General features: G+C 59.4%; 12 protein-coding genes. 2 read left to right on the top strand and 10 right to left on the bottom strand.

Annotated elements, in window-relative coordinates; genetic code table 11:
* From lysA to argH, 4 genes are read right to left on the bottom strand one after another with little or no spacing between them, the layout of a single operon-like run.
* A complete protein-coding gene (gene lysA / locus RAK1035_RS05990; RefSeq protein ID WP_008281222.1) occupies positions 1–1,266 on the bottom strand; it encodes a diaminopimelate decarboxylase in 1,266 nt (421 codons plus the stop codon).
* Between the two features lie 36 nt (positions 1,267–1,302).
* Positions 1,303–1,623 (bottom strand): DUF2834 domain-containing protein, encoded by a 321-nt coding sequence (locus tag RAK1035_RS05985; protein WP_037297828.1) that lies wholly within the window; start codon positions 1,621–1,623, stop codon positions 1,303–1,305.
* Positions 1,620–1,802, bottom strand: a complete 183-nt coding sequence (locus RAK1035_RS20140) for a hypothetical protein (protein ID WP_037297825.1) — start codon at positions 1,800–1,802, stop codon at positions 1,620–1,622. Before RAK1035_RS20140 ends, RAK1035_RS05985 begins: the two co-directional genes overlap by 4 nt.
* The gene (argH, locus tag RAK1035_RS05980) at positions 1,799–3,190 is read right to left on the bottom strand and encodes an argininosuccinate lyase (RefSeq protein ID WP_008281219.1); all 1,392 of its coding nucleotides are present in this window, start codon (positions 3,188–3,190) and stop codon (positions 1,799–1,801) included. Before argH ends, RAK1035_RS20140 begins: the two co-directional genes overlap by 4 nt.
* A 24-nt stretch (positions 3,191–3,214) precedes the next feature.
* On the opposite strand from argH, the gene RAK1035_RS05975 reads away from it, so the two are divergent.
* Both RAK1035_RS05975 and RAK1035_RS05970 read left to right on the top strand, forming a co-directional pair.
* On the top strand, positions 3,215–3,781 hold the full coding sequence (locus RAK1035_RS05975) for a TlpA family protein disulfide reductase (protein WP_008281218.1): 567 nt from the start codon (positions 3,215–3,217) through the stop codon (positions 3,779–3,781).
* A gap of 53 nt (positions 3,782–3,834) precedes the next feature.
* Positions 3,835–4,239 (top strand): hypothetical protein, encoded by a 405-nt coding sequence (locus RAK1035_RS05970; protein WP_008281217.1) that lies wholly within the window; start codon positions 3,835–3,837, stop codon positions 4,237–4,239.
* Positions 4,240–4,652: 413 nt separating this feature from the next.
* Here the strand turns inward: RAK1035_RS05970 and RAK1035_RS05965 are convergent, their stop codons facing one another.
* From RAK1035_RS05965 to RAK1035_RS05940, 6 genes are all read right to left on the bottom strand, one after another.
* Entirely contained in the window at positions 4,653–6,344 is a 1,692-nt protein-coding gene (locus RAK1035_RS05965; RefSeq protein ID WP_008281214.1) for an ABC transporter ATP-binding protein, read from the bottom strand.
* 4 nt (positions 6,345–6,348) lie between these two features.
* A complete protein-coding gene (locus tag RAK1035_RS05960; protein WP_008281213.1) occupies positions 6,349–7,587 on the bottom strand; it encodes an ABC transporter permease in 1,239 nt (412 codons plus the stop codon).
* A 12-nt stretch (positions 7,588–7,599) separates the two neighbouring features.
* Positions 7,600–8,556, bottom strand: coding sequence for an ABC transporter permease (locus RAK1035_RS05955; RefSeq protein WP_008281212.1), 957 nt, complete (start codon positions 8,554–8,556; stop codon positions 7,600–7,602).
* Between the two features lie 199 nt (positions 8,557–8,755).
* Positions 8,756–10,366 (bottom strand): ABC transporter substrate-binding protein, encoded by a 1,611-nt coding sequence (locus tag RAK1035_RS05950; protein WP_008281211.1) that lies wholly within the window; start codon positions 10,364–10,366, stop codon positions 8,756–8,758.
* Positions 10,367–10,571: 205 nt separating this feature from the next.
* Entirely contained in the window at positions 10,572–11,879 is a 1,308-nt protein-coding gene (locus RAK1035_RS05945) for a replication-associated recombination protein A (RefSeq protein WP_037297920.1), read from the bottom strand.
* Positions 11,880–11,882: 3 nt separating this feature from the next.
* Entirely contained in the window at positions 11,883–13,259 is a 1,377-nt protein-coding gene (locus RAK1035_RS05940) for a trypsin-like peptidase domain-containing protein (RefSeq protein ID WP_008281209.1), read from the bottom strand.
* Positions 13,260–13,358: the final 99 nt, after the last annotated feature.

Here is a 13,358-nt window from a genome sequence, read left to right as displayed (position 1 = left end):
TCAGAGCCATTCAGGAATGGTATCGCGATTTATCATTTCGTCAAAGGTCGGTCTGCCCCGGATCACGGCAAAGTCACGCCCATGCACCAGAACTTCGGGCACCAGAGGCCGCGTGTTATACTCGCTCGACATCACCGCGCCATAGGCACCAGCACTGCGGAACGCCACCAGATCACCTTCGGCCAATGGCGGCAGCATGCGCCCTTTGGCAAAAGTATCGCCCGATTCGCAGACCGGCCCCACCACATCATAGGGGCGTTGCTCGACCCCCGGTGCCGCCTCGTGCAGGGGCACGATATCATGATGCGCATCATACATTGCCGGACGGATCAGGTCATTCATCGCGGCATCGAGGATCAGGAAATCCCGCCCTTCGCCGGATTTTACATAGATCACTTGGCTCACCAGAATCCCAGCATTGCCAGCGATCAAGCGGCCCGGCTCGATCTCGATCTCGCAGCCCAGATGCCCCAGCACCTCGCGGATCAGCGCGCCATATTCCGTGGGCAACGGCGGGGCCTCGTTCGAGCGGGTATAGGGTATACCCAGACCGCCACCCAGATCGAGGCGACGGATATCATGCCCATCGGCGCGCAGAACCTGCGTGAGTTCGGCGACCTTTTCATAGGCAAGGCGGAACGGTGCCAACTCGGTCAGTTGGCTGCCGATATGAACGTCGATCCCGATCACCTCGAGCCCCGGCAGGGCCGCAGCCTGCGCATAGACCTCGCGCGCTCGGGCAATCGGAATACCAAATTTATTCTCGCTCTTGCCGGTGGCGATCTTGGCATGGGTCTTGGCATCCACATCGGGATTGACACGAATTGTGATCGGCGCACGAAGGCCCAATTCCAGCGCCACGGCATTGAGCACCGCCATTTCCGGCTCGCTCTCGACGTTGAATTGCCGGATGCCGCCGATAAGCGCCATGCGCATTTCGTCCCGCGTCTTGCCCACACCCGAGAACACGATGCGCTCGCCCGGCACGCCTGCGGCACGCGCGCGCGCATACTCACCGCCCGAGACCACATCCATGCCAGCGCCCAAACCCGCCAGCGTCTTGAGGATCGCTTGATTGCTCGCCGCCTTCATGGCGTAGCAAACCAGATGATCCATACCTGCCAGCGCCTCGTCAAACAGGCGGAAATGCCGAGACAGGGTAGCCGTGGAATAGCAGTAAAACGGCGTGCCAACCGCCTCAGCGATCTCTGAAAGCGGCACATCTTCGGCGTGCAACACGCCATTATGATAGAGAAAGTGATCCACGCGCCATCCTGCCCCGTTTCATCGTTCCAAAAATACTCAAATGTCGCGTAGGCCGCCCCGCGATGCCCGCAAGAACAAATAGAGCGGCAAACCGCAACTCACCCCAATGCAGAACGTCGCCGGAATGGCGATCAGGCCCAGCCAGTGCCGGTGCTTTACGGCCTCGGCAATCACCCAAACGGTAAGCGCCACGGCAGCAATCGTGAGATCCCAGACCAGACCCGAGCTCGCGGCGTTGGCGTGCCAGGCATCAACCATACCCATGAGATCATATCCGTTTTGCCCGAACCATTGCAGGAACCAGTACATCGGATGAATAGCGCCCCATATGGCCAGCGCCGCAAAAACCCATCTCACAGACCCAACCCCACGCCAAGATTAACGCCGCCGACGCGAACACCACCGCCGACACCGACATTGACCCCATTGGTGCCAACACCAACGTTCACCCCCGCCGATGGGCGCACCGGCTCTCCATCGACGCCGCAACCTGACAGAATCGCTAGGCCTAGCAAAGCAAATCCAAGTCGTTTCATCCCAACCGTTCCTTCCACCGCGCCACTTGCGCGCGCACCTGTGACGGTGCCGTACCCCCATAGCTTACGCGTGAGGCAACCGAATTATGCACGCCCAAGACATCATAGACCGACGCGGTGATTTCGCCATGCACCTCTTGCATCTCGGTCAAGCTCAGGTCTGGCAAATCGCACCCCTTGGCCTCTGCCTTGGCCACCAAGGCCCCTGTCACGTGATGCGCCTCGCGAAATGGCATATCGAGTACCCGCACCAACCAATCCGCAAGATCGGTTGCGGTCGAAAAGCCAGACCCGGCTGCGGCCTCTAGATTATCCGTCCGCGCCGCCATGTCGCGCACCATGCCTTCCATCGCGGCCAGCGCCAGCATCAGGTTGTCGGCGGCGTCAAAGACCTGTTCCTTGTCTTCCTGCATATCCTTGGAATAGGCCAGCGGCAGGCCCTTCATGACCATCATCAGTGCCACATTGGCCCCGAAAATCCGCCCCACTTTGGCGCGGATCAACTCTGCTGCATCGGGGTTCTTCTTTTGCGGCATGATGCTTGACCCGGTGGAAAACCGATCGCTCAGCGCCACAAACCGAAACTGCGCCGACGACCAGATCACCAACTCCTCGGCAAAGCGGCTTAGATGCATGGCACAGATGCTGGCCGCGCCCAGAAATTCCAGTGCGAAATCGCGGTCGCTGACAGCATCCAGGCTATTGGCGCAGGGGCGGTCAAAGCCCAGCGCCTTGGCTGTCATCTCGCGGTCAATCGGAAAGGACGTGCCCGCCAGCGCCGCCGCGCCCAAGGGGCATTCATTCATCCGCGCCCGTGCATCGCGCACACGGCTTAGATCGCGGCCAAACATCTCGACATAGGCCATCATATGATGCCCCCATGTCACCGGTTGTGCGGTCTGCAAATGGGTGAACCCCGGCATCACCCAGTCTGATCCTGCCTCTGCCTGCACCAGAAGGGCATGCATCAACGCCTGCAACGCCTGATCCACCGCATCCAGTTGATCCCGCACCCAGAGCCGGAAATCGGTGGCCACCTGATCGTTGCGCGACCGGCCGGTGTGCAGCCGCCCAGCAGGCGCGCCGATCAAATCCTTGAGCCGCGCCTCGACATTCATGTGAATATCCTCAAGCGCCGTGGAAAAGGTGAATTCCCCCGCCTCGATTTCTGACAAGACCGTGAGGAGGCCTTCCCTCATCGCGGCGGCATCACTATCACTGACGATACCTGTTGCCGCCAACATCGCGGCATGGGCCCTCGAGCCGGCAATATCCTGTGCCGCCATCCGCTTGTCGAATGAGATCGAGGCATTAATTGCCTCCATGATCGCATCCGGCCCAGCGGCAAAGCGGCCGCCCCACATCTGGTTCGAGGTCTTGTCAGTCATGTCTTTGGCCCTTCGGAGGGAATTATGAAACGCATTCGTCAGATCGTCCTTTATATGGCCGTGGCCCTTGGTGCAAATGCTGCCATGGCCGATATTGCCACGCTTGAGGCGCTGCGAGACGGCGACATGAAAAAACTGAATTTCCACTCTTCGCCCGCGCCCGTTCCTGAGACAGAATACACCCGCGCTGATGGCACCATCGGAACGCTCGCCGATTTTCAAGGGCGTCATGTCTTGCTGAATTTCTGGGCCACGTGGTGCGCCCCCTGCCGCGCCGAAATGCCCACGCTCTCGAATCTGCAAACTGAAATGGGAAGCGAGGATTTCGAGGTTGTGACCATTGCCACGGGCCGCAATGCGCCCACCGCCATGGCCAAATTCTTTGACGAGATCGGTGTCGACAATCTGCCACTGCACACCGACCCCAAGAGCGCGCTCGCCCGCGCCATGGGCGTCTTTGGCCTGCCCATCACGGTCATCATTGATCCGGAAGGCCATGAGATCGCGCGCCTGCAAGGGGATGCGCATTGGGACTCGGAAAGCGCCAAGGCGATCATTGCGGCCTTGGTGGAAGGCGATAGCGGCAGTTGAGCTTGGGCCGGAAGTGTGGCTAGAATCGGGGATTGCAGAAAGGTAACTCTCCGATGAACACCCGCATAGCATCATTGATCAAGGTGGTCTCTCTGGGACTGCTGGCCGCCTGTGCCACGCCGCGAGAGCAATGCATCTCTGGTGCAACCGAGCAATATCGCAGCGTTGAGGCCGCTATCGCAACCGCCCAGGGAAATATCGCGCGCGGCTATGCGCTACACACGCAAACGGTGCCCTACACGGTGCCGTCGACCTGCTATCGTAACGATCCGTACCGGAACATCGTGATCCCCTACCCCTGCCCCACAACGCAGTACCGCACCCAGACCACGCCAGTCGCAATTGACGTATCTGAGGAGCGCCGCAAATTGGCGGATTACCAGAAAATCCTCCCGCAACTGAGAAAGCAGGCGCAGGTTCAGGTCCAGCAATGCGTGGCGCAATTCCCTGAAGAATAAAAGCCCGATTGCTGCATTGTGCTGAAAGGTCCTTTGCTCTGCAAAGGTCGGTTTCAGACACTGAGCCTTCGCAATCGCGCGATATGCCGAAATCGGGCAGGTGGCATGCCGTAAACGCATGGATTTTCGCCAAAATACCCATTGTGCAAACGCAGAAATCTATTATGTGCGCCCTGTGATCGTGAAAGCGATCCGGGGACGCAACGCTATAACGGAGGCAAGCCGATGACCCGCGACGAATTGAACCGCGAACTGCGCGCGCATAGTGCCTCTTGGCAGGCAGTGGTGATCGTCTATGGCGCGATCATCGGCACGTTCGTTTTCTCTGCCATGGCGATCCTGTAACGCCGCATCATCCATAAATCAGCGCATAGTGGCGCGGAGGGAGAGCCCCCTCCGCACCCGATGTAATATCAAAGGTTCGCACCCGAGACCTTGGGATCGTTTGGATCGATTCGCGCTGCGGCGGCATCGCCGACATTGTCTATCCCGCGCTCTTCGAGCAACGTGGTTAGCCAATTGGGGTCCATCTCTGGCACCGAGCTGAGCAGCAGATCAGTGTAGGGGTGGTGTGGCGGTGTGAACATCTCGTCCTTGGGGCCCTGCTCAACCACTCTGCCATGCTGCATCACCACCACCTCATCGGCGATGGAACGCACCGTTGCGAGATCATGGGTAATGAACATATAGGCCAGCCCCAACTCGTTCTGCAGCCGGTCGAGCAGGCGCAGGATACCTTCGGCGACCAGCTGATCAAGGGCCGATGTCACCTCGTCGCAGACGATAAAGGTTGGTTCCGCCGCAAGGGCGCGGGCAATACCGATCCGCTGCTTTTGGCCGCCAGACAATTCAGGCGGATAACGGTTGTAATATTGCGAGGGTTCCAACTCGATCAGATCGAGCAATTCGTCCACCCGGTTCTTAAGCGCGACCCCTTTGAGCCCCGAATAAAAGGCGGCCGGACGCCCGATGATCTCGGAAATCCGGACCTTGGGATTGAGCGCGGTATCCGCCATCTGATAGATCATCTGGCACTGGCGCAATTGATCCTTGGTGCGGTCCTTGTAGCTGGGTGGAAAGGGTTTGCCCTTGAACAACACTTCGCCCTTGGAGGGCGGCAAAAGACCTGTGATCACCCGCGCTGTTGTGGATTTACCCGAGCCGGATTCACCCACCACCGCAACGGTCATGCCTTCATAAATGTCGAAACTGACATCATCCAGCACCTTGGCCCCGCCGGTGTAGGAGGCATCGACATTGCGCACTGAAATCAGGGGCACGCCATCCTTGGGGCGATGGCGTTGCGGGCTTTGAAAGCTGCGCACAGCCCAGAGGGATTTGGTATATTCTTCCTGCGGATTGTCGAGCATCTGCTTGGTGGGCGCTTCTTCGACCTCGCGCCCTTTGAGTAGCACCTTGATCGTGTCGGCCATCTGCGCCACCACGGCAAGGTCATGGGTGATGTAGATCGCGGCGGTGTTGAATTGATCGACGATGTCGCGAATCGCGGCCAAAACCTCGATCTGCGTGGTCACGTCGAGCGCGGTTGTGGGTTCATCAAAGATGATCAGATCAGGCCGACAGGACATGGCCATCGCGGTCATTGCACGCTGCAACTGCCCGCCAGAAACCTGATGCGGATAGCGAAAGCCGATTTCCTTGGGGTTGGGCAGGCGCAACCTCTCATAGAGGTCCATGGCATCCTCTTGCGCCTCTAGCCGCTTTTTCAGACGGTATTGCAGCGGCGCTTCGGTGTGCTGGTCGATGATCTTGTGCGCCGGATTAAAGGAGGCCGCCGCCGATTGCGCCACATAGGCAATGCGCGAGCCGCGCAGCATGCGCCGCTCACCCTCGGAGGCGGTGGTCAGTTCCATCCCGTCGAACTCGATCGAACCGTTGGAAATGCGCGTGCCATCGCGGGCATAGCCCATGCAGGCCGCGCCGATGGTCGATTTACCCGCACCCGATTCACCGATCAGGCCCATCACCTCGCCACGATGGAGGGTCAGGTCCACGCCCTTGATGATGTCCACCCAGGTTTCGTCGGAATAGCCCTGAATTTTCAGGTCACGGATTTTCAGAAGTACGTCTTTGCTCTTGATCATGGGGTCACACCTTCAGGCCGGAGGAACGGTAGAGCATCCAGTCCACCACGAAGTTAACCGCAACGGTCAGAAGCGCGATGGCCGCTGCGGGGATGAGCGGGGTGATATCGCCAAACGAGATCAGCGTTGCGTTCTCACGCACCATAGAGCCCCAGTCGGCGGTGGGCGGCTGAATGCCAAGCCCGAGGAAAGAAAGCCCCGCGATAAGCAAGAACACGAAGCAGAATTCAAGACCGAATTCCGCGATCAAAGGGGCCGTGGAATTGGGCAGAATCTCGCGGCGGATGAGATACCATCTGCGTTCGCCACGCAGTTTCGCGGCCTCGATGTAATCCATCACAACCACATTGCCCGCCACCGCCCGCGTCAGGCGGAAAACGCGCGGGCTATAAATGACCGCGACCACAAGAATAAGGATGATCTCAGAGGGGTTGAAGATCGTCAGCATAAAGCCACCAAACAGTGCCGCGACCCCCGCAAGGATCGCAAGACCAATGACCCAGCCCATCAGGCTGCGCTCTGCAATTGCCGAGACGAGCAAAAGGCCCGTGATCCCGGTGAACGTCGAAAGCAGCCAAAAGCTGGTGGTATCGTTCGCAAGGTCGCCACCAAAGATCGACAGCATCAGCAGGGCAAAGATCAGGGACGGAATCGACATGATCACATCCGAGGTCCGGGCTAGGAATTGGTCGAACCAACCACCCGAGGTTGCGGCCATGAGACCGGCGAGCGCCCCCAGAAGAAACGCCATGACCGTGCCCGCCAGTGCCAGTGCCACTGTGTTGCGCGCGCCATAGACCAGCCGGCTAAAGATGTCGCGGCCCAGTTGATCCGCGCCAAGCAGCATGTTTGCATCCGCCGGGGCAAAGGCCGAGGTGATAACCTCTGCCTCGCCATGGGGTGCGATGAGCGGAGCAAAGATCCCCGCGACGGCAACGGTAAAGATCACAAACATGCCAAAAGCCGCCGTGAGCGGCGCCGTGCGCAATTCCTTGGCAAGGTTCTTGGACGCTATCGCGACCAGAAACTCGCGGAAGGCATAGGAAACCATGGCCGAAAGGGCCAAGAGCCCCGCGAGAATGGCCACGATGCGAAGAGCCGAAACGCCGCCGATGATGCCCAGAACAAAGGAGACCAACGTCAGGGAAAAGAGCAGCAAAAAGGCCGACCGCTTGTTGAAATAGGCTGCAAGGCAGGATGCACCGAGCAACAGGGTATAGTAGGCGATGACGAATACACTCATATCTCTAGACCCTTACTTCGGATGCCGCAGGCGCGGATTGGTCAGGATTGAGCCCACATCCGCTGCGAGGTTGAGAAGGATGAAGGTCGCGGCAAAGATCAGGCAACACGCCTGAACCACGGGGAAATCCCGTTTGCTGACCGCATCGACCAGCGCCTGACCAATGCCCGGATAGACAAAGACAACCTCAACCAGCACCACGCCGGTGATGAGATAAGCCAGGTTGAGCGCCACCACGTTGATGATCGGAGCCCAAGCATTGGGCAGGGCATGTTTGACAATGACCTTCCAGGGGGGCGCACCCTTGAGGCGGGCCATTTCGATATAGGGCGACGCCAAAAGGTTGATGATCGCCGCGCGGGTCATCCGCATCATATGCGCAGTCACAACCAGAACGAGGGTCAGCGCCGGCAGGAATGTGCGGTAGAGCAGGTCACCAAAGCTCATGTCATTGCTGAGGCTGGCGATTGCGGGAAACATCCCCGTCTTGACCGCGAGATAAAGAATAAGAATGTAGCCCAAAAAGAACTCTGGGCTTGAAATCGAGGTGAGCGTCGCAACATTCGCCACCCGGTCAAAGATCGAGTTGCGCAGAAGCGCCACAAGGACACCCAGCACAATGGAAATCGGCACGGCAATCGCGGCGGCGTAGGCGGCCAGAAAAAGCGTATTGGCAAAGCGCTCGCCAATCGTTTCGGCCACGCTGGCCCCCGTCACGATGGAATTGCCGAAATCGAGCATCACCGCCCCAGAGAGCCAATGCAGATAGCGAATGATTGCGGGCTGATCGAGGCCCATTTCCTTGCGCAGTGCCGCCAGATTCTCGGGCGTTGCGCCCTGTCCCAGCACCGCCTGCGCGATATCGCCGGGCAAAAGCTCGACCATAAAAAATATGATCACGGATATGACCAGTAGAATGATCAATCCCAATCCGAGCCGTTTTGCGACGAGCCCAAGGATATCCCCCATCTTTCCCTCCTGCTGTTTTTGCCTTTCGCCTTGTCACGTGGCGCGGCCTTTATGGCTTAGGCTAACAGTGTTTTGGGTCTCGGCGGAAAATATTTCCGCATCAGACCCATCGCAGTGACGCAAAATGCCGAAGCGGGCTTGCCCAAGCTTCGGTGGTTGAAAACCCGGCACCCTATGGTGCCGGGTCTTGAAAGTGGCGTCAGGCCTCAAACCACCAGCGGCTTGCGGCGCGTGCGCCGTCACAGCCCCAGCTTGCCGCAACCTGTTCCGGGCGCTTGACGCCCTTGCCGCGCGCATAGACCCAGTTGTTGAAGAACGGAAGAAGGGTGCCACCGTCGTCGCGCATCAAAAGGCACATCTCACGATACATCTCGGCGCGCAGGGTCTGATCCAGTTCGGCCTTGGCCTTGAGCAGCAATTCGTTGAAGCGCTCGTTCTGCCAACGGCTTTCGTTCCAGGCGGCATCGTTCTTGTAGGCCAGCGTAAACATAACGTCGGGCGTCGGGCGTGCGCCCCAAGACACGGCGCTGAACGGCTTTTTCAGCCAGACATCAGAATAATAGCCATCGCTTGGCTCGCGCACGACCTTGATGTCGATCCCTGCCGCCTTGGCCTGTTCGGCATAGAGCACGCACATATCAACCGCGCCCGTATAGACGCTCTCGGCCACCGAGAGATTGACGGAAAGCCCCTCTTGCCCTGCCTCTTTGAGCAGTGATTTGGCCTGATCCGGATCATATTCCCGCTGCGGGATATCCTCGGGCCAATAGGGCTGGACCGGCGAAAGATGGAAATCGTTGCCCTTGGTCGCGGCGCCAAAAGCAATCTTTTCGATAATTTCATCCCGGTTCATCGCAAGTTTCAGCGCGGTGCGCACGCGCACATCGCTAAAGGGTGCCGTGTCGCAGAACATCGGCATCGTGATTGCGCCGCCAGAGGGGATGTTGTCGACCGATATGTCGGGATTGCGCTGCAAGAGCGCCAGCGTCTTAAGCTCGATCAGCGACACGCAATCCACATCCCCCGTCACTAGCGCAGTTTGGCGTGCATTGGGATCGTTGAGGACGATCATCGTTACCTTGTCAAAATAGGCACCATCGCCGTGCCAGCCATCGTGGCGCGTCAATTCCCAGCGAATGCCGAATTCGCCAGAGTCGATCTTGTAGGGGCCAGAGCCGTCACCCGACTGCCAATCAATCGTGCCATCGCCATTCGAGGGACAGATCGCAAAGTGATAGTCGGTCATGAGCCAAGGCAAATCGGCATTGCCACGGGCAAGGCTGATTGTAACCGTGTGGTCGCCATCAGCGGTGATGTCGGTCACATCCGTCAAAAGCGCCTTAGCGGCCGAGGTCGAGGCGTCGCCCCGGTGATGATTGAGGCTGTCGATCACATCCTGCGCCGTCACCGGCTTGCCGCTATGAAAGGCAGCATCTGGGTTGAGCGTGAAGGTCCACTGCATGGCGTCCGGCGTCGCCTCCCATCCGGTGGCCAAATCGCTACCAAGAGAGTTGTCCGGCTCAATCAGGGTCAGATAGCTGCGATGTGTGTGGGCCAAAAAGATCATCTGACGGGTCACATACGTCCCCGGATCATGGGTGTCCGAGGTGTTGCCATCGTGAATGCCCCAGCGGAATGTGCCGCCCGGTGTCGGGTTGGCGGCGGCGGATGTGCCCCAAAGGCCGGTCGCGGCAGAGGCGGTCAGACCCGCAGCAGAGGCAAAATGCAGGAACGACCGGCGAGAGATTGCGCCGGTGCAAGCAGCCTGCGCAAGCCGGTCCAGAAGGACTTGATCAATATTCTTTTTCATAGGGTTTCCCTGTCTTGTTTTGTTTCTTGGATTTGCGAAGACGCGACATCAGCCCATCCAGAAACCTTGGGTTTCGGAGGGTCAACAAGGATGCACAAAAGCGACATTCTTATAATGAAACACGAAACGCGGCGCGTTTCCAGACCTTAATCGCACCCTGCCTGTAGATAAAAAGGTCATAAATTCTGAGGTTTTATTGGTTTCCTCAGGTGCGACGCAGACGGAGCTTGGCGAAATACTCGAGTCGTTTTTTGAGCTCGCGTTCGTAACCGCGCTCGACCGGTTGATAGAGAACCGGGCGTTTCATGCCATCCGGAAAGTAGTTCTGGCCAGAGAAACCATCCTCGGCGTCATGGTCGTAGGCATAGCCCTCTCCGTAGCCCTGTTCCTTCATCAACCGGGTGGGAGCGTTGAGAATATGCTTTGGCGGCGGCGCGCTCCCGGTCTTTTTCGCCTCGCGCAGCGCGGCCTTGTAGGCTGCGTAACCTGCGTTCGATTTGGGTGCGAGCGCGAGATAGGCCACCGCCTGACCCAATGCTAATTCGCCTTCGGGGCTGCCGATCCGCTCATAGGTTTCCCACGCATGCAGGCAGATGGATTGCGCCTGCGGGTCGGCGAGGCCAATATCCTCGATCGCCATGCGCAGGATGCGCCGTGCAAGATAGCGCGCGTCCTCGCCCCCTGTCAGCATGCGCGCCAGCCAGTAGAGCGCTGCATCCGGGTCCGATCCACGCACGGATTTATGCAGCGCAGAGATGAGGTTGTAATGTTCATCTCCCGACTTGTCATATTTGGCGGCTCGCTTCATCAAGCGCGTGGCCAGAGCGGCGCTGTCCAGCTTGCCTTCGACTTTCCACGCGGCGACTTGTTCAATCAGATTGAGAAGCGCGCGCCCATCCCCATCGGCCATGTCAAGCAGCGCCTCTCGCGCCGGACCGTCGAGCGGCAAGGCGCGGCCCAACTCTTGTTCGGCGCGCTGTGCGAGGCGTTCCATATCTGCCAGAGTGAGGCGCGTCAGCACCAAAACTTGCGCGCGGCTGAGCAGCGCGGCGTTCAACTCGAAACTCGGGTTCTCCGTCGTGGCGCCAACCAATAGGATCGTGCCATCCTCCATATGCGGAAGGAACCCGTCCTGCTGCGCCTTGTTGAAGCGGTGGATTTCATCGACGAAAAGCAGCGTACCCCGGCCCTGAGTGCGGCGATGCTTTGCCTCGTCGAACACTTTGCGCAGGTCTGGGACGCCGGTGAAGATTGCGCTGATCTGAACAAAATGCAGGTCCGTCTCATCCGCCAAGAGCCGGGCAATGGTGGTCTTGCCCACACCGGGTGGTCCCCAGAACACCAGCGACGAAAGGCTTCCTGAGGCGAGCATCACCCCAAGCGGGGCCTCAGGGCCAAGCACCTGTTCCTGTCCGATTACATCCACCAGACGGCGCGGCCGGAGCCTGTCTGCCAGCGGACGGGGGCCAGTATCCGGGCGAGGCGTAGCGCCGCTATCGAAAAGATCTGCCACCACTTAGATCCTAAACCGCAGCGCCATGCGCCGCCCATCCCGCAAGACATCGAGGCTAAGGGTGGTCATCGCCTCTTCCAGCGCGTCCTTTGCGGCACGGCTGGTGCCGACGGGCACGCCGTTGACCGCGCGGAGAATGTCGCCGGGCCGCAATCCGGCCCGCGCGCCAAATGGGCCGGGATCTTCCACCAATGCGCCCTCTGACATCAGCGGCAGCCGATATTGATCAATCACGACCGGATTGATGGTCACAAGGGTCAGTTGCGGGATTGCGGCGCGCGGACCGGTTTCCAAAGGGTCGCGCGGCGGGCTGTCGGGCGCGGCGATCATCGCAATCTCGATTTCCTGCTCTGTCCCCCCACGCAGGCGGGTAATATTGGTCGTTGACCCAATACCAGCGACTGACATGCGATAGATCACCTCGGCCGGGCTGTTGACGGGCTGGCCACCGACACGGGTGATCACATCGCCGGGGCGAATATCAGCGGCAAAGCTGCTTTGGGGATGTACCTCGGAAATCACGACACCATCAGGGCGGGCGATACCCAGCCCCTCGGCCATGTCGGGCGTCACGGGCTGGCCCCCCAGACCGGCCCAAGGCCGCTCAAACTCCGTTTTGCCCGCGCGTGCCTGTGCCACGAATTGCGCCACAAGGCCGGCGGGGATTGCGAAGCCGATGCCGTTCGAACCGCCTGAGCGCGACAGGATCGCCGTGTTAATGCCGATAAGGTCGCCGTTCACATCGACCAGCGCCCCGCCGGAATTACCCGGATTGATCGGCGCGTCAGTCTGGATGAAGTAGCCGCGCGCATTGCCCGTAGCCGTGCCCGACCGCGCAAGACCCGAGACTATGCCGCTTGAAACGGTCTGGCCCACACCAAACGGGTTGCCGATGGCCAATACCAATTCGCCCACTTGAACGGTGTCACTGTCGCGCAGGGTCAGGGCAGGCAGACTTGGGGCATTCTCGACCTGCAACAGCGCCAAATCCGCCTCTTCATCGGCCAATAGGACGCGGGCGGCATATTCACGGCGGTCGTTCAATACCACGCGGATATCCGTAGCCTCACCCACAACATGATAGTTTGATACGACGATACCATCCGCCGAGAGGATCACGCCAGAGCCCAGGGAATTTTGCACACGTGGGCGGGTGCTGCCGAAATCGTTGAAGAAGCGCTCAAAAAACGGATCTCCGCGAAATGGGCTGCGGCGTGCCTCGACGATGCGACTGGCATAGATATTGACCACCGCCGGAGCGGCCTCTTGCACCACCGGAGCAAAGCCGAGCTGGATTTCAACCTGCGAGGTTGGCACGCGGGTTTCGGCGCGCGGCAGGCCGGGAAGGGCCAACAGAACAAGGCAGAGAAAGCGGAACATGACAGGCTCCCCAAGGATTTTCTTGGCCTTTGAGATATGCTGGGAGTGACGCGGCAATGCAAGGCTTTGCGGCGCCTAGTGGTGGTCTGTTCCCGATGC

It is taken from the genome of Roseovarius sp. AK1035, from assembly GCF_003288315.1.
Classification (GTDB): domain Bacteria; phylum Pseudomonadota; class Alphaproteobacteria; order Rhodobacterales; family Rhodobacteraceae; genus Roseovarius; species Roseovarius mucosus_A.
This window is presented reverse-complemented; position numbering and strand designations above follow the sequence as displayed.

Coding starts and splice junctions, on each gene's coding strand:
- RAK1035_RS20140 (WP_037297825.1), bottom strand. CDS start 1,802: ATGAAACGACTTGGATTTGCTTTGCTAGGCCTAGCGATTCTGTCAGGT.
- argH (WP_008281219.1), bottom strand. CDS start 3,190: ATGACTGACAAGACCTCGAACCAGATGTGGGGCGGCCGCTTTGCCGCT.
- RAK1035_RS05975 (WP_008281218.1), top strand. CDS start 3,215: ATGAAACGCATTCGTCAGATCGTCCTTTATATGGCCGTGGCCCTTGGT.
- RAK1035_RS05970 (WP_008281217.1), top strand. CDS start 3,835: ATGAACACCCGCATAGCATCATTGATCAAGGTGGTCTCTCTGGGACTG.
- RAK1035_RS05965 (WP_008281214.1), bottom strand. CDS start 6,344: ATGATCAAGAGCAAAGACGTACTTCTGAAAATCCGTGACCTGAAAATT.
- RAK1035_RS05960 (WP_008281213.1), bottom strand. CDS start 7,587: ATGAGTGTATTCGTCATCGCCTACTATACCCTGTTGCTCGGTGCATCC.
- RAK1035_RS05955 (WP_008281212.1), bottom strand. CDS start 8,556: ATGGGGGATATCCTTGGGCTCGTCGCAAAACGGCTCGGATTGGGATTG.
- RAK1035_RS05950 (WP_008281211.1), bottom strand. CDS start 10,366: ATGAAAAAGAATATTGATCAAGTCCTTCTGGACCGGCTTGCGCAGGCT.
- RAK1035_RS05940 (WP_008281209.1), bottom strand. CDS start 13,259: ATGTTCCGCTTTCTCTGCCTTGTTCTGTTGGCCCTTCCCGGCCTGCCG.